Source organism: Bifidobacterium mellis (assembly GCF_000967265.1).
Taxonomy (GTDB): domain Bacteria; phylum Actinomycetota; class Actinomycetes; order Actinomycetales; family Bifidobacteriaceae; genus Bombiscardovia; species Bombiscardovia mellis.
The window spans coordinates 1,883,638-1,902,566 of the sequence record NZ_KQ033885.1 but is presented as its reverse complement, the minus strand read 5'-3'; the positions used below and the strand labels follow the sequence as shown (position 1 = coordinate 1,902,566).

The 18,929-nt window shown below is 58.5% G+C and carries 15 protein-coding genes; 12 read left to right on the top strand and 3 right to left on the bottom strand.

The window, feature by feature from the left end:
* Window positions 1–109 precede the first annotated feature (109 nt).
* The 7 genes from JF70_RS08080 to JF70_RS08050 are packed head-to-tail and all read left to right on the top strand — an operon-like array spanning window position 110 to window position 7,764.
* Window positions 110–1,924: an FTR1 family iron permease gene (locus tag JF70_RS08080; protein WP_045935930.1), complete on the top strand. Its 1,815-nt coding sequence runs from the start codon at window positions 110–112 to the stop codon at window positions 1,922–1,924.
* A complete protein-coding gene (locus JF70_RS08075; RefSeq protein ID WP_045935929.1) occupies window positions 1,921–2,544 on the top strand; it encodes an iron transporter in 624 nt (207 codons plus the stop codon). Before JF70_RS08080 ends, JF70_RS08075 begins: the two co-directional genes overlap by 4 nt.
* A 13-nt stretch (window positions 2,545–2,557) precedes the next feature.
* Window positions 2,558–3,832, top strand: a complete 1,275-nt coding sequence (locus JF70_RS08070) for a DUF2318 domain-containing protein (RefSeq protein ID WP_045935928.1) — start codon at window positions 2,558–2,560, stop codon at window positions 3,830–3,832.
* Window positions 3,833–3,854: 22 nt separating this feature from the next.
* On the top strand, window positions 3,855–5,165 hold the full coding sequence (locus JF70_RS08065; protein WP_045935927.1) for an ABC transporter permease: 1,311 nt from the start codon (window positions 3,855–3,857) through the stop codon (window positions 5,163–5,165).
* Between the two features lie 16 nt (window positions 5,166–5,181).
* The gene (locus JF70_RS08060) at window positions 5,182–6,345 is read left to right on the top strand and encodes an ABC transporter permease (RefSeq protein WP_045936246.1); all 1,164 of its coding nucleotides are present in this window, start codon (window positions 5,182–5,184) and stop codon (window positions 6,343–6,345) included.
* Between the two features lie 44 nt (window positions 6,346–6,389).
* A complete protein-coding gene (locus JF70_RS08055) occupies window positions 6,390–7,217 on the top strand; it encodes an ABC transporter ATP-binding protein (protein WP_045936245.1) in 828 nt (275 codons plus the stop codon).
* Window position 7,218: 1 nt separating this feature from the next.
* Window positions 7,219–7,764 (top strand): FMN-binding protein, encoded by a 546-nt coding sequence (locus JF70_RS08050; RefSeq protein WP_052690813.1) that lies wholly within the window; start codon window positions 7,219–7,221, stop codon window positions 7,762–7,764.
* Window positions 7,765–7,855: 91 nt separating this feature from the next.
* On the opposite strand, the gene JF70_RS08045 is transcribed toward JF70_RS08050, so the two are convergent.
* Window positions 7,856–9,145 (bottom strand): class I SAM-dependent methyltransferase, encoded by a 1,290-nt coding sequence (locus tag JF70_RS08045; RefSeq protein WP_045935925.1) that lies wholly within the window; start codon window positions 9,143–9,145, stop codon window positions 7,856–7,858.
* A gap of 189 nt (window positions 9,146–9,334) precedes the next feature.
* On the opposite strand from JF70_RS08045, the gene JF70_RS08040 reads away from it, so the two are divergent.
* Window positions 9,335–9,754: a DUF4186 domain-containing protein gene (locus JF70_RS08040; protein ID WP_045935924.1), complete on the top strand. Its 420-nt coding sequence runs from the start codon at window positions 9,335–9,337 to the stop codon at window positions 9,752–9,754.
* A 116-nt stretch (window positions 9,755–9,870) separates the two neighbouring features.
* On the opposite strand, the gene JF70_RS08035 is transcribed toward JF70_RS08040, so the two are convergent.
* The gene (locus JF70_RS08035) at window positions 9,871–10,917 is read right to left on the bottom strand and encodes a LacI family DNA-binding transcriptional regulator (RefSeq protein WP_045935923.1); all 1,047 of its coding nucleotides are present in this window, start codon (window positions 10,915–10,917) and stop codon (window positions 9,871–9,873) included.
* Window positions 10,918–11,177: 260 nt separating this feature from the next.
* Between JF70_RS08035 and JF70_RS08030 the strand changes: the two genes are divergently transcribed.
* The 4 genes from JF70_RS08030 (at window position 11,178) to JF70_RS08015 (ending at window position 17,071) form a co-directional block, all read left to right on the top strand.
* Window positions 11,178–12,581 carry an extracellular solute-binding protein gene (locus JF70_RS08030; protein ID WP_045935922.1) on the top strand — a complete coding sequence of 468 codons (1,404 nt, stop codon included), beginning with the start codon at window positions 11,178–11,180 and terminating at the stop codon, window positions 12,579–12,581.
* A 29-nt stretch (window positions 12,582–12,610) separates the two neighbouring features.
* Entirely contained in the window at window positions 12,611–13,534 is a 924-nt protein-coding gene (locus JF70_RS08025; RefSeq protein WP_045935921.1) for a carbohydrate ABC transporter permease, read from the top strand.
* A complete protein-coding gene (locus JF70_RS08020) occupies window positions 13,531–14,352 on the top strand; it encodes a carbohydrate ABC transporter permease (protein WP_045935920.1) in 822 nt (273 codons plus the stop codon). The genes JF70_RS08025 and JF70_RS08020 overlap by 4 nt, the downstream gene beginning before the upstream one ends.
* Before the next feature lie 106 nt (window positions 14,353–14,458).
* Complete coding sequence (locus JF70_RS08015; RefSeq protein ID WP_231578905.1) at window positions 14,459–17,071, top strand: glycoside hydrolase family 31 protein; 2,613 nt, start codon at window positions 14,459–14,461, stop codon at window positions 17,069–17,071.
* Window positions 17,072–17,162: 91 nt separating this feature from the next.
* Here JF70_RS08015 and JF70_RS08010 read toward each other — a convergent pair whose 3' ends face one another.
* Window positions 17,163–18,818 (bottom strand): MFS transporter, encoded by a 1,656-nt coding sequence (locus JF70_RS08010; protein WP_045935919.1) that lies wholly within the window; start codon window positions 18,816–18,818, stop codon window positions 17,163–17,165.
* Window positions 18,819–18,929 lie beyond the last annotated feature (111 nt).

Below are 18,929 nucleotides of genomic sequence, written 5' to 3'. Positions count from 1 at the left end.
TCTGTTTTTCCACTTGTGCCTGAGCTAGATTGATTTTCAGTAATTGTCAAATCGGCCTTCGTTTCTCGCAGGTTCGATTACGAGGGACTGACGAAGGAGATCATCACCCATGGTTGCACAGGTCGGCAGGACACGAGTGGCCAGGACCGCTGGCTCCCTGCTCTCATGCCTGCTGCTGACCCTGATATTCCTGGTCCTGCAGACCCCGCAGTCGGCCATGGCGGCGAGCGGAGCCACGGATTATGACAGCTGGACCCAGGTGGCTGGTTCCGTATCCCGTCAGCTGGATCGAGGGTGTGAGGATTATGCCCGGGGGGATCGCGCCGGGGCGGCCTCGGAATTCATGGGGGCCTACAACGTGGGTTACGTGGGCTCCGGATTCGTTTCGGTGGTGGGGTCGACCCTGGGGCAGGACAGGCGCAACGCCCTGGACGGGCAGTTCCAGGCCCTGCAGAATCAGGCCTATGCCCCGGATGCCGGGCAGGCCCTGACCCAGGGCAGTGAAAAGCTCAAGGCCGATCTGTCCGCTGCGGCCACCCAGCTGGATGCTACCCAAGGGCTGGCCAATCCCCGTGCCTACGCCAAGGCCCAGCAGGAGCAGATCAAGGCGGATCGTCGACGACTGGACGCAGCCAAGAAGCATCGGAACACCGGCAAGGGCGACCGGACCTGGACCCAGGTGGCCCACGAGATGACGCCCATTCTGGATCAGGCGCTCGCCCAGGCTTCCAAGGGGCAGGGCCAGGCGGGATCCGACCTGGTCAACAAGGCCTACTACCAGTATTACGAAAAGCTGGGCTTCGAGAAGAACGTCATGAACGCCATCAGTGGCAACAGGGTCTCTCAGGTAGAATACCAGTTCAAGGAGACCCGGATGGCCATGGTGGCGGGTAAGCCGGCCAAGACCCTGGTGAACGATCTGAAGAGCATGCTGGTCGAGGACGCAGCCATTCTGGATGGGGGCGCCGCGGACCAGGTCAACGGGTGGACGACCTTCCTGACATCAGCCTTCGGCCAGGCCTTTGTGGTCCTTCTGAGGGAGGGACTGGAGGCCATCCTGGTGGTAGCGGCCATCATCGCCTACCTGGTCAAGGCCGGCCATAAAGACAAGGTTCGGCACATCTACTGGGGCATTGCGGCAGGTCTGGTGGCCAGCGGGCTGGTGGCCCTGCTCTTCACCCTGCTCTTCAACGGGAACGGTCCCCAGCAGGAGATCCTGGAGGGCGTGGTGGCCCTGGTAGCCATGCTCATGCTGCTCTACACCAGCAACTGGATGTTGTCCAAGTCCTCTGTGGAATCCTGGAACCACTACATTCAAAGCCGGACGGTGGCGGCCATCTCGAAGGGCAGCGTGATCTCCCTGGCTCTGCTCTCCTTCCTGGCGGTCTTCCGGGAGGGTGCTGAGACGGTCATGTTCTACCAGGCCATCTTCGCCATGGCCCCTGGTGGCAGACGGGAGATCTGGACCGGTTTTGCGGCTGCCGCCGTGGTCCTGGTCATCGTCTTCGTGCTCATCCGCTTCACCTCGGTCAAGATTCCCATCCGGCCCTTCTTCATCATCACCAGCCTGCTCATGGCGGTCATGGTGGTCATCTTCGCCGGGGGCGGCGTCCATGCCCTGATCGAGGGCGACCTGGTGCCGGCCACCTACCTGCCCGGGGTGCCCACCAGCGACTGGATAGGGCTGTATCCCTACACGCAGACCATCGGTGCCCAGATCCTGGCGGCCCTGGTCGTGGTCGTGCTGGCGATTGTGTCGACCCGCCGCCTGCACAAGCAGGAGCGGTCGCGGTCGAATCAGGACTCCGGCGGGTCCTTGTCGGCAGCCGTCAATCAGACGGCAGCCGATCAGGCCGCCGAAGGGGCTGTGCCCTCTGAGGTCACGGCATCCATGCAAACACCAAAGAGCGAAGGACAATCATGAAGAAGAGACAATTGACCGCCCTGGTCGCGATCGTGCTCTCGGGCACCCTGGCCCTGGCGGGGTGCGGCTCCGGCGGATCGGGTACCCGTGAGGCCCCCGCGCCTGAGGCTTCCGGCGCCTCCCAGTCCTCGGCGGGCAAGGGGGCCGGGTTCGAGGAGATTCCCATCCCGCCCGACGACCAGCAGAAGGGCCCCCTGAACATAGGCACGGTCTTCTTCCAGCCCATCGACATGGAGCCTGCATCCATGGGGTTGAAGGCGGCGGATGCCAGCCTGCACCTGGAGGCCGATATCCACGCCCTGCCCAACAACAACCTGGGCTATGCCAAGGGTGAGTTCGTTCCGGATCTGACCGTCAACTACACCATCCAGAACAAGGATGACCCCAATGACAAGCAGTCCGGCACCTTCATGCAGATGAACGCCTCGGATGGTCCGCATTACGGAGCCAACATCAAAATGGAGAAGGCCGGATCCTACAAGCTGACCTATTCCATCGACTCCCCGGAGAAGAAGGGTTGGATGCTGCACGTCGACCCGGAGACTGGCGTGAAGGGACACTTCTGGACCGAGCCCATCGTGGTCAGCTGGGACTGGGACTACACGCCCCACCAGTGGTAAGCTGCTATGCACCATGCTTGAGCAATTTGTCACGGTCTTGCCGGGGACGCTGGCCCCGGCCCTCCTGGTCATGGTTTTCAGCGTGCTTCTGGGGATTGGCGAGGGCCGCGATCGGCCTCGTTCCTCCTCATGGCGACTGATTGGCCTGGGGGTCGGCGTGCTGGGGGCGCTGGTCTTCGCCCTCCTGCGCGCCACCGTGATCATCAACCGCCGGACCATGGTCAACTACCCGACCTTGGTAGCCTGCGTTCTGACCGATCTGGCGGCCATTGCGGTGGTGCTGGCCGCCGACCGGCTGGTCTCGGACTGGCATCGGCACCCCTGGGTCATGGATCTGGCCAACGCCCTGGCGGCCCTGGCCATAGCCCTGACCACCTTCCGTGCCCTGCCTGATGTCATCCTGCAGCTTACGGCCTTTGTGGAGCCGGGGGAGCCTGTGCTGACCTCGGCCATGCTCCTGCGGGCCCTGGGCTTCCTGCTCGGCCTTGCCGCCGCTGTGACGGTGGCCGCCATTCTGAGGACCATGCATACCTCCTGCCCCCGGATAGCCTTCCGCCTGGCCGCCCTGCTCATGGTGGTCCTGCTGCTGGTCCGGCACATCGTGGCCCTGGTGGCCCTGATGCAGACCACCGGCCTGGTTCTTCTGCACGGCTGGGCCTTCCGGGTCATGGCCCTGGGTTACAACGCCGACCTGACCTTGGTTCTTGCCCAGGTGCTGGTCTTCATCATTCCAGTCCTGGCCTGTCTGGTTGCAGGCTGGCGCATGCCGGTGACCGGAGCCTCCACAGCGGAAGACCGTAGCCACCGGGCCTTCCGCCGAAGGGCCCTGGCATCGGCGGTCTGGAGCCTGGTGGCCATGATCGGCATCACCCTGGCCCTGACGGTGGGAACGGCCCAGGCCCACAAGGTTCCCGTGCTCTCACCTCCGGAGCGGTATTCCCTGACTGCCGATACGGCCACCATCCGCTTCTCCCAGGTGGAGGATGGCCACCTGCATCGATTCAGCTACCGGGCCAAGGACGGCACCGAGATGCGCTTTATCATCATCCGCAAGAATGGCGCAGCCTACGGAGTCGGGCTGGATGCCTGCGATAACTGCGGGGATGCAGGCTATTACGAAAAAGACGGCAAGATCATCTGCAAGAAGTGCGACGTAGCCATCAACCTGGCCACCATCGGGTTCAAGGGCGGCTGCAATCCCGTCCCTCTGCCCTATAAGACCGGCCGGGGCGCGATACTGATCAGCACCGCCGATCTGGATGCTCTGTCTTCGCACTTCAAGAGCTGAAAAAAGGGAAGGAGCGGTTGGTATGTTCTTCATGCGAATGATGCTGCGGTCATTCAGCCGCCAGTTCGGGCGAAGAATGCTCATCGCCGTCACTGTCTGCCTGTCGGCCTGCGTGGCTACGGCCATGCTGGGGGTGGTCTTCGACGTGGGCGACAAGCTCAACGCGGAACTGTCCACCTATGGGTCCAACATCACGGTCCAAGCCAAGGCTGATGCCGTGGTCTCCGACCTCTACGGCGACCAGGAGGGCAGCCCCTCAGGCGATGAGTCAACGCCAACCGCCTTCCTCAAGGAGTCCCAGGTGCCCAAGATCAAGACCATCTTCTGGGCCTACAACATCACCGACTTCGCTCCCCGCCTGGATCTTCGTGGCACTGTGGACCAGGTCGGTGCCCCCCTGGTAGGCACCTGGTTCGGCCGGACCGTCAAGGTAGACAGCGGCGAGAGCAGTACTGCAGGTCTCAAAGGTCTTAGGCCCTGGTGGAAGGTTCAAGGCCGCTGGCCCAAGGACGAGGCCGGGTCCGGCGGCAGGACCGAGGCCATGATGGGCAAGGAGCTGGCTGCACGACTGGGCGGCCGTCAGGTTGGCGACCAGGTCAGGGTCGGTCTGGGTGATCAACAGCGGACCGTCACCATTGTGGGCATCTTCGACTCCGGTGATTCTGACGCCTCCTCCCTCTACCTGCCTACCAGGCCGTTGCAGGAGATGTCCGGCCTGACCGATCAGATCGACCAGGTGGAGGTCAAGGCTCTGACCACGCCCGAGAACGACCTGGCCCGCAAGGCCGCACGAAACCCAGCTGCCCTCTCCCAGGACGAGTGGGAGACCTGGTACTGCACGGCCTACCCCTCATCCATCGCTTACCAGATCGAGGAGGCCATCCCCGGGTCCATGGCTAAGCAGGTCAGACAGGTGGCAGCCCTGCAGGGCGATGTTCTGCAGAAGACCCAGGCGGTCATGATCCTGATGACCGTGCTCAGCCTGCTGGCGGCAGCCATCGCCGTGGCCAATTTGATGGCGTCCTCCATATCCGAGCGGTCCTCGGAGTTCGCCCTGCTCAAGGCCTTGGGCGCCACCGACGGGGCTGTATCCCGATTGGTGCTGGCCGAGACGGCCCTGATCGCCCTGGCCGGGGCTCTGGTCGGTGCCTTGCTGGGCTCCGGGGTGGCTCAGATTGTGGGCAGAGTGGTCTTCGGATCGGGCATCACCATGCGCCCCATGGTCTTCGTGCTGGTCTTCGTGCTGCTGGCCCTGACCGTGCTGCTGGCGTCCATCTCGTCCATCAGATCGATTCTGCGGCTTCGGCCGGCGGAGGTGCTTCATGGCCGCTGATCGCCATAAGAGCCATATGACCAACACCCGCATGTTCCTGACCATGCTCTTCGGGGCCGTCTTCCGTCGTCGTGGCCGGGCACTGATGGCCGTGGTGGCCTCCCTGGTGGGGGCGGCCACCCTCTTCTGCCTGGCGGCGGTCTGCATCGAGGCTCCCAGGCAGATCAACCAGGAGATGCGTTCCTACGGGGCCAACCTGGTCGTTTCGCCCATCCAGGGGGACAACCGGTCCGCCGGCATCGAACAGGGCATGGTGGACCACACTACCCACATGGTGACCGCCAAGGCTCCGGCAAGGTACGCCACTTATCGATATGAGACGGTGCAGGTCAATGCCGGCGCCCGCGTGATGGCCGGCATCCACCCCGACCAGGTGCGTCAGCTCAACCGTCACTGGAGCGTGGAGGGTTCCTGGCCCCGGCCCGGTTCGGTCATGGTGGGGCGGGACCTGGCTGATTCGCTGGGGCTGACCACTGGCAAGCAGATGACCATCGGCTACCCGGCAAGCCAGGTCACCGGCACAGGCAAGGCCGGAGGCCAGGGCCGTGACTTTCGTGTGGGGGGCATCGTCGATACCGGTGGACCCGAGGATCGCATTATCTATGCCGACCTGGCCGATCTGGAGCTCCTGACCGGGGCCAAGCGGGGCACCGATGTCATCGAATACTCGGTCAACACCATGACTTCGGGGCTGAAGACCATCGCCGCAGGCATCAACGACATGACCTCCATGGGGGTCAAGGCCCGGCCGGTCACCAGGATCACAGCGGGCGACAGCCATACCATCGCCATGCTCCAGTCGCTCTTCTGGCTGGTTTCGGTGGTGGTACTGGTCCTGACCTTTGTGGGCGTGGGGACCACCATGGCCTCCATCGTCTCCCAACGGCGCAGCGAGATCGGCCTGCGCAAGGCTCTAGGTGCCTCTTCGCGGGGGATAGCCATGGAGTTTCTGGCGGAGTCGGCCTGCTACGGATTGGCCGGAGGTCTGGTCGGCACCGCCCTGGGCTATGGCTTCGCCCGGCTGCTCTGCCTGTCCGTCTTCCAGCGTCCGCTGGGCTTCAACTGGTGGCTGGCCCTGGGCACGGTCCTGCTGAGCGTGGCCATATCGATGATCGCATCCATCCGGCCGGTCCTCCGGGCTTCGCGTATCGACCCGGCCCTGGTTTTGAGGGAGGAATGACAATGACGCAGGCAAAGGCGAGCGAGTTCCAGTCGGGCGGCGGCATGCTGCTGGATCTGGACCACGTTTCCAAGATCTACGGCGATTTGCATGCCCTGGACGATTTGAATCTGAGCGTCCCGCAGGGCCAGTGGCTGGCCGTGGTGGGGTCCTCCGGCTCGGGCAAGACCACGCTGATGAACATTCTGGGTTGCATGGACACCCCCAGCCGGGGCTCGGTCCGTCTGCAGGGGCGCCCGCTGGAGGATCTGAGCCAGTCCCAGCTGGCCGATGTGCGTAAGAATGTGATCGGCCTGGTCTTCCAGAAGTTCTACCTGGTCCCGCATCTGACCGCCCTGGAGAACGTCATGGTGGCCCAGTACTACCACTCGGTGGTGGACGAGGATCAGGCCATGAAGGCCCTGGACCGGGTGGGTCTGGCGGATCGGGCCCGCCACCTGCCCAGCCAGCTTTCGGGCGGCGAGCAGCAGCGGGTCTGCGTGGCACGTGCGCTGATCAACGAGCCCAAGCTGATCCTGGCTGACGAGCCCACCGGCAACCTGGACGAGGCCAACGAGCGGATCGTGCTGGACCTCTTTAGGCAATTGCATGACCAGGGAACCTCCCTGATCGTGGTTACGCACGATGCCTTGGTGGCCTCATGCGCCCAGCGGGAGATCATGCTCAACCACGGTGTGCTGGCCGGTGAGCAGTGGAACGATGAGGAGGCCAAGCAGGCCTACCTGGCAGCCGGAGGTCGGCCGGCCTTCAGTGGGGCTCCTGGTGATACCGGGGGCCAGGATATTCCGGTGGGCTTCCATGACCCCACCAAGACGGCCAAGACCGGCGGCTCCCTGCCGGGATCGGCTGCTGATGCAGAAGGAGGGCGTTGAAATGGCTACAAGCAAGTCTCGGGGACTGGCCACGGCCTCGGCAACCCTGGCGACCCTGGTGGCGGTCGGCTCCCTCCTGGGCGGCTGCGGAAGCCAGCAGGCCAAGCCCATGGACGACGAATTCGCTGGATCAGGCGCCGAGTCCAGCTCTGCACCAGAGTCGGGAGCCGGCTCTGCGGGCGAGGGCACGCCCACGGCTGTTTCCCGTGATGGACTGCCGACCGCCCCGGCTGACACGGGCAACTATCACGATGGCACTTACGCCCTGACGGGCAAGTACGGGCATGACGGGGCTGACAGCATCGATGTGGATCTGGACCTGTCGGGAGGCCAGGTGACCCGGGTCCAGGTCCAGGGGCATTCGGATTCGCCCGTCTCGCGCGGCCACATGGAACGCTTTGCCCGGGCTGTGCCCGGAGTAGTCCAGGGACGCCCGCTCAAGGACCTCAAGGTGGACAAGGTGGCCGGGGCCAGCTGGACTTCGGATGCCTTTAACAAGGCTCTGGACCTGGCCCGGCTGGAAGCTTCGGCGGACAGGTCGTCCTGAGGACCGGGCTGTAAGGGTTGCGGAAACAAAAAGGGGCGAGGATTTGACTCCCCGCCCCTTTTCAGGCTTTATGGTTTTAACGGTCGCGTAGTTATCGGTCCCACCAGGGCCGCAGCGGATAGGTGTCCGTGCCGGTCTCTGGATCAGGTTTGATGCACTGGAACTGGTGTATCTGAATGTTGTCGAGTTCGAAGTTGAGCCGCGCGCCGGCCATGTACAGGCCCCAGAGCCGCGCCTTGGGCTCGCCCACCATGGGCTTGGCCTGGCCCCAATGCTCCTGGAGGTTCTCGGTCCAGTGCTTGAGGGTCAGCGCATAGTGCTGACGCAGGTTCTCCTGGGTGATGACCTCAAAGCCGGTATCCTGGATGGCCAGTTCGATCTCGGCCGGGCTGGCCAGCTCGCCGTCGGGGAAGATGTAGCGGTCGATGAAGCCGCCGGCCCGCTTGTGGTCGTGGGAGTTGGTGCGGGTGATCTGGTGGTTGAGCAGGATGCCGCCCGGACGCAGCTTGTCCATCATCTCCTTGAAGTAGGAGGGGTACTGCTTGTAGCCCACATGCTCCATCATGCCGATGGAGCAGATTCCATCGAAGCCGGACTCGGGCACGTCGCGGTAGTCCATCAGCCTGACCTCGGCCAGATCCTGCAGGCCCTCCTGGCGGATCCAGTTCTGGGCCCACTCGACCTGCTCCTCAGCCAGGGTCACTCCGATGACGTGGATGCCGCGGCGGGCGGCCGCGATCTCCATGGAGCCCCAGCCGCAGCCCACGTCCAGCAGACGGTCGCCCTTGTTCAGGTGCATCTTGTCCAGGACCATGTTGAGCTTGTGCCACTGAGCGTCCTCCAGACTGTCGTCCTCCTTCTCGAAGACGGCGCAGGTGTAGGTCATGGAGGACCCCAGGAAGAGCCGGTAGAAGTCGTTGGACTGGTCGTAGTGGTAGCTGACGGTGGCCGCGTCGCCCCGACGTGTGTGGGGGCGGATGCCCTCGGTCAGTCGCTTGGCCAGGGAAGGTCCTTCGATGGCCGGCGGTTCGGGCACGCGCACACCGTGCGAGAAGACGGCTCCAGCCGCCCGCGCCAGCTCCATCTTGCTGGGATGCTTGACGAAGTGCTTGAGGCCCATCAGCTCCTTGAGGACCTGATAGGGGTTGCCCGGCAGCAACTCGGGAGAATCCAGATCGCCCTGCAGGTAGGCGCGGGCCAGACCCAGGTCGTTGGGATTTTCCGTGATGTAGTACATGGCACGGGAATTCTTGACTTCCAGATGCAGCGGCGCTTGGTCCTGCCCGAAGACCGACCCATCGAAGGCGGTCACCTGCACAGGCGCGTCAGGGGTGAGGAAGAGCCCGATCATCTCGGCTACAGTCATCTTGCTTTTGGCCATGAAGCCCCCTTGTGTGACCCGGACATGACCGAACATGGCGGGTCTGGTAGTTAGTGGATACAAGTACTGTCTTCACCCTACCCCTGACACTGGTCCCCGTTGGGTCCATGTTTGGTGAATTATTCCGCATGGGAAACCTTGCCTGGGTACAGACTCTTTGGTAAGGCTAAACATGGAGGCGATCAGGCAATGACCAGCAGCGGATCAGCGTCGGTCTGGGCAGACGAGGCCTGGACCCAGGACATTCTTGCCAGATTGGGGCATTCGCGCTTCCGGGCCGGCTTCTCCCTGTCGGCCAAGGATCGCGCCTACGCCCGTGCCAAGGGCAGGGATACCATCGACCGCCACGCCCATGAGATGTTGGCCAAGCGTGTGGGGCCTGCCCACCCTTTGAAGGACGGTAAACAGACCCCCTATCGTGGGCATCCGGTCTTCACGGCCCAGCATGCCACGGCCACCTGTTGCCGGGGGTGCATCGAGCGCTGGCACCATATTCCTCGCGGCCGGGCTCTGACCGATGCGGAGGTTGATGCCCTGGCCAGGCTGGTCATGGCCTGGATCGAGCGGGATTTGGTGAATCATCCGGCATCTGCCCCGGGATTGCTTTAGACCTGATTTTGGTTGCCCGATCCGGTCCGATAAATATTTGGTGACCTGCCCACTAATGTCGTGTTTCTGGTGTTTCCAAGGAAATATTTTCGTATCACACTTACGGCGGTGTGAAATCATGAATTGCAGGCCCATTTATCCAAGGGGCGGGTGTCTTCAATCGGGGCAGTCGTGTTACGAATCATGATCTGGGTGTCCAAGGTTATGTATGGGTTCTTTGGTGGGGTTTTCTTCAGAAATTCCAATGCGAGCGAACCAGCCTTGGCGCCCAGATCAAAAGGATCCTGACGAATTGTTGTCAGCCCGATTTTATCTGCGTAAGTGCTGTCATCGAAACCAACCAGGGAAAGGTTACCTGGGACGGTGAGCCTAAAACGATTGAGTTTGAAAAGTAACGGGATAGCGACCGAATCATCCTGGCAGCAGAGAGCAGTAGGGCGGCTTTCCATGCTTTGAAGCTGAGAAATAAAGGAGCTGAATACGTCTTGTCCGGGCTGCAGCTTTATTACTTCGGTTTTCACTGGTTCCGGCCACTGTCTGCAAGCTTCCAGGAAACCTTGCAAACGGTTCAAGGAACTGAAGTGCAGGGACGATTTTGGCGAGATGTGCATATACGCGATGTTCCGGTGACCAAGTGTAAGTAAATGATTGACCGCCAGCTGGATACCCTTTGCGTCATCGATTTTCACTGAACCGTCCAGGTCATGGTTCGATTCCACGTTGATGCCGATAATCGGTACATTGATACTACTCAAGCGGCTGGTTTCCTTGGAAGTGATGTCGAAAGAGGACACGAAAACCAGATCAACGTTTCTCCTGATAGGCAGTTCGGCAAAGAAATGCTCTTGTTCTTCGGAGTCGCCGATGGGATAGATGGAGGTGTCGTAGCCAGCCGGATGGAGGATGGAATCCAGCCCTTCGCGTACCAAGGAGCCGAACCAATCCAAGCGTTCGTTGCCAACCAGCAGTGCGGCGCGGAATGTCCGGCCGGTTTTAAGGCTTGCTGCCGTGTGGGTAACGGTAAAATTCATGGCCTCAGCGGCCTTCATTACCTTCGCCCGTGTTTTCACCGACACCTTTTCTGGACTCGTGAAAGATCTCGATACTGTCGAAATCGACACCCCTGCTTCGCGAGCAACGTCGTAAACGCTGGCTTTGGACACTTGCCACCTCAATGCGGAGAAAATGCAACCAACTCTGTAAGTATAACAATCGCTCACTTTATCCTCGCTTGCAGATGGATTAGATCGACACGCCGCATATTGGGATGTAGCGAGCGGTAATTGACTCAGGAAGAATAGCTAAATAATGCTAAGGGTCGCATAACCTGATAATTTGTTATGAATGATTGAATATAGAGCCTGATTCTTTGATATACAATAGGTCTCGCAAGTGAGTATCTTACAAGGAGGTAGGAAAAACAATGCGAATAAAACGCGTATTGGCTACATTTGTTGCGACCGTTAGCATAATTGCTTTGTCGGCGTGTGGTGCCGAGGGCGGTCAGGGCGGAGGCCAGACTGACACCAAGGCCGATAAGGGGTTGAAAACTCTTGGGGTGAATGTCAAGTACAACCCCAACCACCTTGTGAATAAAGGTAAGCCCATTCAGCTTGAATACTGGTCTTGGGTCGACAAGGAACAGGACCCCATCAGTGCTATGACCCGTGATTATCAGAAGATTCACCCCAATGTCACTTTTAAAATTGTGAATGTTGCTTGGGCTGACTATTGGACGAAGGTTCCGCTAGCTTTGAAAGGCAAGAATGGACCTGCTTTATTTGCTATCCATAATTCACAAGATGCCCTCCTGAAGCCTTATATGGCCCCGATTGATATACCCGCAGACCAGCTCAAAGCCGATTACACCGGGGTCTCCGCCCACCTTGAGAAGGGCAAGGCCTACTACATCGATACGGTCATCAACACGGGGAACATCTATTACAACAAGAAGCTGTGGAAGGAGGCCAATTTGACGGATTCCGATATTCCGAAGACTTGGGACCAGTTGGTTACAGTCGCCCAGAAACTTACCAAATGGGATGGCTCCAAGATGGTGCAATCCGGCTTTAACCTCAACGGAGACGAAGCAAGCGCGGGCTACCCTGGTCTCTGGCAGGGGCTCAATTATCAAAAAGGCGAGCTCATGTTTGATTCCTCAGGAACGAAACCCAACTATAAAAATGAAACGACCAAAGAGAACATGCAGTTCATCAAGGACCTGTATGACAAATATAAGGTGGCTTCAACGGCGTTCGGCGTGGATATGGGGCAGAGTTTCGGCAATGGACAGACGGCCATGGTCTACCAGTGGGGAGGTTTTGCTGGCACGCTGAAGCTGAAGTATCCGGGTATCGATTACGGCGTCTTCGCAACCCCGACCTTCTCTGAGCAGACGCCTTTTGCCTACGATCGTTACAACGGAGAATCGACCCCTGGCGTCAACAAGAACCAATCCAAAGAACAGCAGGAGGCGGCACAGGACTTCCTCAAATACATCCTCGCCAATGACAAGTTCATCAAGGACGATGCAAAGGCCTTCAATTCGTTCCCGGCTAAGAAGTCCCTGCAGAACGATCCAGAGATTCTGTCCATGCCGATCATGGCCGCTATCAAGCCTAGGATCGACCGGTTGATTTGGCCCGGACCGACGCCTTCAACTATGGAATCAAGCGCCAAAAAGTCTTTCCAGGACGTTTTCCAGAACCATAAATCGATTGATAGCGCCCTGGACTCGACCCAGGCTCTGATGGAGAAAGACATCAAAGGCACCGGATTCAAATCACTTGAGCCTGCCTATGCCTTCTATAAGGAGGCAAGGCGATAGACCATGGATGGACGTCGGAAGGCACAGCTATGAAGGCAGTGACGAAAACAGGTCACACAGGCAGCAAGACCATCCAGACTGGTAAGGGCCTCGGTCGTGTATTCACGATGAGGAACGTATCTCTTGCGGCCCTGGTCATATATTTCAGCGTGTTCATGATCTACCCGATATTCAAGGCATTCGCAGGTAGCATGCATGATTGGAATCCCCTGATAGGGACCTATAAATGGGTCGGTTTTGATAATTTCCGTCTGGTGCTTTCCGACGGTCTGTTTTGGAAGTCCATAGGGAACACGGCTGTCTTTTGCCTGGTATCGGTTGTGTTCCGTATTGTTCTCGGTTTGGGCTTGGCGCTCTTGCTCAGTTCGAAGTTGGTCAAGGCCAAGGATACGCTGCGTGGTCTCTTCTATATGCCGACCATCACCCCTATGGTTGCGGTGGCCTTTGTATGGGTTTGGATGTTTGACCCGCAGTTCGGCATGATCGACCGGGTTCTTGGGCTGGATATCAACTGGCTCAAGGATCCCAACTGGGCCTTGCCGGCCGTGATCATCATGACAATATGGAAGGATTTCGGGTACGCGGTCGTGCTCTATCTGGGGGCATTGATGAGTTTGCCGAGAAGTGTTTACGAAGCCGCCGCTATTGATGGAGCCAATGCATGGCAGACTTTTTGGAAAATCACGCTTCCGCTGCTGAAGCCGATGACTCTCTTCATCGTCATCACTTCCCTGATCAGTTATCTTCAGGCTTACGTGCAGATCATGATCATGACTGGCGGTGGACCCGGAACGCAAACATACACAATCAGCTATCTCATCTTCGATGAGGCCTTCCAGAAATACAAGTTCGGCACAGCTTCGGCCATGAGTGTTCTTCTCTTCCTGATGACAGGAATACTCACGATTCTGATGTTCAAGGCCTCAGGTGATATGGATATGGAGGAATCATGAGAGCAAGGAAAATGTGGTCCTGGATCCTGACTGGGATGCTTTTCATCCTTGCTCTGATCACAATCATCCCCTTTGTCTGGATGTTCATTTCGTCATTTGCGCCCAACAGCGAGATCGTGAAAGTGTCAGGCGGTATCTTCCCCAAACCCACAACTCTGAGCAATTACCGGGGCATACAGGAGAAGTTCGATTTTCTCCGTCTTTTTCTGAACTCCTTGTTCGTGTCATCGTTCAAGACGGTCGTGATCATCTACACAAGCGCAGCCTTGGGATATGTGTTTTCGAAGATGAGGTTCAGAGGGCGCAATTTGATATTCGGTATTGTGCTTAGCACCATGATGGTACCGTGGGCAGTCACCATTATTCCTCAATACGAGATGATGACCAAGTTTGGTTGGCTGGATACCTACAAGGCTCTGCTGGCTCCGGGCCTCGTCAACGCTTTCGGAGTCTTTCTTTTCCGCCAGTCGATTGGAGGAATACCGGATGAGATCGTGGAAGCGGCCAAATTGGATGGTGCCGGGGACGCAGTAATCTTCCACCGCATCATCCTGCCCATGAGCAGGAACTCCATATCCGCCTTGGCTATATTTACCTTCCTGTGGAATTGGGAGGATTACCTCTGGCCATTCTTGATGATCACCGATGAGAAGAAACAGCTGCTCTCCGTAGGTCTGAAGATGTTCAGTGGGCGATATGGGACCGATTACGGTGGCTTGTTTGCTGCAACCTCTATCGCCATTATTCCGGTGCTGGTGGTGTATGTGGTTTTCCAGAAGCAGTTTATAGCTGGAGTGGCCAGCGGTAGCGGCAAGTAGACAATGTTCAAGAAGATCTTCTAAATGGAGCAGGTTTCCGGTTCTTTACATGGAAGCTCTTTTGATGCGGGTCTGGATATAAGAAAACAGAGGAAGGAATTATTCTATGCGGGGAATAGATGACTCATATCGAGGCTTTTCTGCTTTTAATAACAAGCTTAAGCCAACCATGAATGCCAGGTGGACCATCTGTGGGGATTGCTGGAGGATAGGGATTCTGAGCGATTCCCTGATCAGGCTGGAATGGTCTGCGAAAGGGGACTTCGAAGACCAGGCCACTCAAACTGTAATCAACAGAAACTTCACCGATCCAGACCAAATCCATGCGCGTGTAATAAAAGGAGATGAACAGCTTGTCATTGATACGCCAGCACTAAGGCTGGAATATGATTACAACTCCTTTGCCAAGGAGGGGCTCAGTGCCATGGTGAAAGGGGTTTCCAATCAGTTCAACACTTGGCATTTCGGTGATGATTCCCTGCATAACCTGCGTGGGACAGCGAGAACTCTTGACGAGGCTGATGGATCAATCGAATTGGGAGACGGTGTCATTTCCCGCGATGGGTGGGCCATTCTGGACGATTCATCTTCGAACCTTATTGTTCGTACTGACCAGGCTGGGGGGGAGAAAGATCCGTATGGTCATTGGATCACCCCCAGGGAAAACAAGGAGATAGATATCTATCTGTTTGCCTATGGCCATCGTTATCGGGAGGCCCTGGCGGATTTTTACCAGTTAACCGGACCTGTTCCGCTTCTTCCACGGTGGGCTCTTGGAAACTGGTGGAGCCGTTTCCACCCCTATACTTCAGCGGAGTATCTAGGTCTTATGGATCGTTTCCGAGCATCTCGGTTACCATTCACCGTCGCCGTCATGGACATGGATTGGCATTTGACGGATTCAGTTGATCCCAAGTACGGGTCCGGATGGACTGGATATACCTGGAATCGACAGCTGATTCCGGACCCTGAGAGTTTCCTCCATTCTCTTCATAAGCGGGATTTGCGTGTTTCTCTCAATGTTCATCCTAGAGATGGGATTAGAGCATTCGAGAAGCCCTATGCTGATATGGCACGGACATTGGGGGTGGACGCAGACAAGGGAGATCCGATTATGTTCGATCTCACGAATATCCGCTTCCTCAAGGCTTACCTGCAAATGCATCATCAGCTGGAGTCCCAGGGGGTAGATTTTTGGTGGCTGGACTGGCAGCAGGGGGGTGTGACTCGGGTGCCGGGGTTGGACCCCTTGTGGATGCTTAATCACTTCCATTACTTAGACAGTGCGCGTTTCGGTCATTGGCCCCTGATTCTTTCCAGGTATGCCGGTCCTGGGTCGCATCGGTACCCTATAGGATTCTCTGGCGACACCATTGTCACTTGGAATTCACTGAAGTTCCAGCCTTACTTCACTGCGACTGCCAGCAACATCGGTTTTGGCTGGTGGAGTCATGATATTGGCGGCCATATGAAAGGGTGTCGGGATGACGAGCTGGAGGCCAGATGGTATCAGTTGGGTACCTTTAGTCCCATCAACCGTCTGCACTCATCAGCTTCGCCGTTCGAAGGGAAGGAGCCCTGGGAATATCCTCAGCCCTACCGAGGCGCTATGGAGAATGCCTTGCGCTTACGACAGGCGCTGATACCCTATCTCTATACAATGAACTGGCGGGCGGCATATGAAGGGCTCCCCTTGGTCCAGCCTCTTTACTGGGAAGATCCAGAATGCGAAGATGCTTATGCGTTTCCCGGCGAATATTGGTTTGGCAGCCAGATTCTGGTTTCTCCGATCTTGCAGCCTGTTGATGCCATTACCAGAATGGGGGAGAGCCTAACCTGGCTGCCTTCTGGGGACTGGTTTGATTGCATGGACGGTCGTCATTACCAAGCTGGTGATCCGCAAGGTCGCAGGTTGAGCCTGTGGCGGACAATCGACAGGGTACCGGTCTTGGCAAAAGCCGGAGGAATTATTCCTTTAGGGCCTGCCTATGAAGCCCCGGGTGGAGAGAGCGTTTCCTCTCCTGACAGCTATTCTGTTGGACGTTGCAAACCTAGGGCGGAAACTAGGAAGGAACTATCGGTCGGTTGCCATCCTCTGTCTGGCAACCCCGAACAGATGGTCCTGATGGTTTTCCCTGGTGCAGACGGTTGCTTCACCTTGATCGAGGATGCTGGACGTTTCCCTGTTTCTCCCGATCTTGACAAGGCTGAACGGGAGGCGGGTGCTGCAAGGACCGCCATCCGCCTTAATTGGTCTTCCGGCGGCGTAGTCACGATAGATGCTGTTAATGGATGCGTTGAAGCCTTGCCATCTTACAGGCATTGGAAAGTAGCTTTGCGCGGTTGGGCACCTACGGATTGCAAGGTGCGGATTGACAGGAGTGTGAGGAAAGTCCCAACGACATATGACGAATCAACACTGACAGTCTGGCTTGATCTAGGTAGGGTGCCAGTAGGCTCCAAAGTTGAAATATTGCCTGAGCGGGCTGAGTTGGCAAGCAACCCCGCGATGCATGACGCCGGTGCGGTCTTAAAGAGAGCGCAGATCTCTTTTGAAGTTAAAGATCAGCTCGCGGATATGGTGTCCAGGCAAGGAGTGGATGCGCTTGCGGGTTTGGATACCCTGCAAGCTGGATTCCCTGGCGGCGAACAGGGGGTGCCTTCGGCAGTGCCACGGTCGGTTCAATCGGCCTTGACTGAGATACTGTTGCGTTCTTAAGCTAATTGAGGCTAATAGATTGTCGGCTCTGGGTCTGTCTCCGGAGCCGACAATCCATTTTGTATCAAAGTAGAGAAGCTTTCGCGCCCTTTTATTTTGTTCCTCTAGTTGATTTGTTGCTGCCCAGTTTTTTCATCATTTCGGCAGCCAGCTTTTTCGGTGTCTTGCGCACGCCACTCTCTTCGGCATCCTTGATGATGGTCTTTACATCCAGGTCGGGATTGCGGTCCTGGGTGGCCACCAGGTCGCGTGCCTCCTGCCGGTTGAGCACGGTGGGCAGGGTGCCGGGCATGGGGCGCCGGGCGGTCTCCGCCAGGAAGAGCACGGTAATCAGACCGCAGGTGGAGGTGAACATGATCCAGTAGGCGGGTGCTAGGGACTTGCCGGTCGCGGTCACCAGTCCTTCCATGATGACAGGTGCGGTGCCGCCGAAGACGGCCACAGCCAGGTTGTATGACAGTCCCATGCCGCCGTAACGGGAAGCGGTGGGGAAGAGGGCCGGCAGGGTGGATGCCAGGTTGGCCACGAAGAAGATGACCGGGATGGCCAGCAGGACCAGTCCGCCGAAGACGGCGCCCGTGGTCTCGTGCTCCAGCAGTCGGAAGGCCGGCAGGGACAGGCATAGTCCGGTGAATGCGCCCATGAACAGCACCTTCTTGCGTCCGAAGCGGTCGGAAAGGGCTCCGGTGATGGGGATGCAGCAGGCCACCATAAGCAGGACCGGCAGGGAGAGCAGGTTGGCCTGGGCCGTGTTGTAGTGCAGGGTGCCTGACAGGTAGGTGGGCATGTAGGCGGTCAGCGTGTAGCTCAGGGTGTTGGCCGCGGCGACCAGGATGAAGGCCATGAGCAGTTCCCGCCAGTAGCCGCGGATTAGGTCCAGCAGGCTCTTGTGTTGGCTCTTGGTCTTTTCGGCGCTGGCATCCTGGGCCTGGCGGAAGGCAGGTGTGTCCTGGACCTTGGCCCGGAAGTAGACCGCGATGGCAGCCAGCGGCAGGGCGATGATGAAGGGGATGCGCCAGCCCCAGGCCAGCATGGCTTCCGGGGAAATGGAGAACTCCAGCAGGGAGACCAAGGCTGCTCCGAAGGCGTAGCCCAGGTAGGATCCCACGTCCAGCAGGGAGGCGAAGAAGCCACGGTGCCGGTCAGGGGAATATTCGGTGACCATGGTCGAGGCGCCCGCGTACTCGCCGCCTGTGGAGAAGCCCTGGATCAGCTTGAGCAGGATGAGCAGGATGGGTGCCAGCGGGCCGACGGCCGCATAGCCGGGTAGAAGGCCGATCAGCAGGGTGGCTGCGGACATGCTCAGCAGGGTGAAGGCCAGAATGCGTTGGCGGCCGATCTTGTCGCCCAGCTGGCCCAGGACCACTCCACCCAGGGGACGGGCGACGAAGGTGACGGCGAAGACGCCCAAGGAGAAGAGCCGCTGTACGGCATCGGATGCGTCGGACAGGAAGACGCGGCCGATGGTCACCGCCAGGTAGCCGTAGACCCCCACGTCGTACCATTCCATGAAGTTGCCGACCACGGTGCCGGCGATGGCCCGCTTGAGGGTGGACCTGTCCACCACGTTGATGTCGGTCAGATGCAGGCGCTCGCTCCAACCGCGATGCGGTCTGGGATTCTGCTTGCGGGCCTTGCGTTTTTCCGCGGCCTGCTGCTTCTTCAGCTGCTTGGTTGTCTGTCGATCACGCTGTTTCTGCTCGTGCTGGCCGCTAGCTGCAGCCGAAATTTTATCGTCCTCTGCCATTATTCCTTCTCCGGCCACTAGGCCGTTGTTCGTCTTTTCCGCCTTTGTGATTTCCCTGTCTGCCTCTTCCTTTAGCGGTTTTCACAAAAATGCCATAAATATACAGCTTAC

Coding starts and splice junctions, on each gene's coding strand:
- JF70_RS08080 (WP_045935930.1), top strand. CDS start 110: ATGGTTGCACAGGTCGGCAGGACACGAGTGGCCAGGACCGCTGGCTCC.
- JF70_RS08075 (WP_045935929.1), top strand. CDS start 1,921: ATGAAGAAGAGACAATTGACCGCCCTGGTCGCGATCGTGCTCTCGGGC.
- JF70_RS08070 (WP_045935928.1), top strand. CDS start 2,558: ATGCTTGAGCAATTTGTCACGGTCTTGCCGGGGACGCTGGCCCCGGCC.
- JF70_RS08065 (WP_045935927.1), top strand. CDS start 3,855: ATGTTCTTCATGCGAATGATGCTGCGGTCATTCAGCCGCCAGTTCGGG.
- JF70_RS08060 (WP_045936246.1), top strand. CDS start 5,182: ATGACCAACACCCGCATGTTCCTGACCATGCTCTTCGGGGCCGTCTTC.
- JF70_RS08055 (WP_045936245.1), top strand. CDS start 6,390: ATGCTGCTGGATCTGGACCACGTTTCCAAGATCTACGGCGATTTGCAT.
- JF70_RS08050 (WP_052690813.1), top strand. CDS start 7,219: ATGGCTACAAGCAAGTCTCGGGGACTGGCCACGGCCTCGGCAACCCTG.
- JF70_RS08045 (WP_045935925.1), bottom strand. CDS start 9,145: ATGGCCAAAAGCAAGATGACTGTAGCCGAGATGATCGGGCTCTTCCTC.
- JF70_RS08040 (WP_045935924.1), top strand. CDS start 9,335: ATGACCAGCAGCGGATCAGCGTCGGTCTGGGCAGACGAGGCCTGGACC.
- JF70_RS08030 (WP_045935922.1), top strand. CDS start 11,178: ATGCGAATAAAACGCGTATTGGCTACATTTGTTGCGACCGTTAGCATA.
- JF70_RS08025 (WP_045935921.1), top strand. CDS start 12,611: ATGAAGGCAGTGACGAAAACAGGTCACACAGGCAGCAAGACCATCCAG.
- JF70_RS08020 (WP_045935920.1), top strand. CDS start 13,531: ATGAGAGCAAGGAAAATGTGGTCCTGGATCCTGACTGGGATGCTTTTC.
- JF70_RS08015 (WP_231578905.1), top strand. CDS start 14,459: ATGCGGGGAATAGATGACTCATATCGAGGCTTTTCTGCTTTTAATAAC.
- JF70_RS08010 (WP_045935919.1), bottom strand. CDS start 18,818: ATGGCAGAGGACGATAAAATTTCGGCTGCAGCTAGCGGCCAGCACGAG.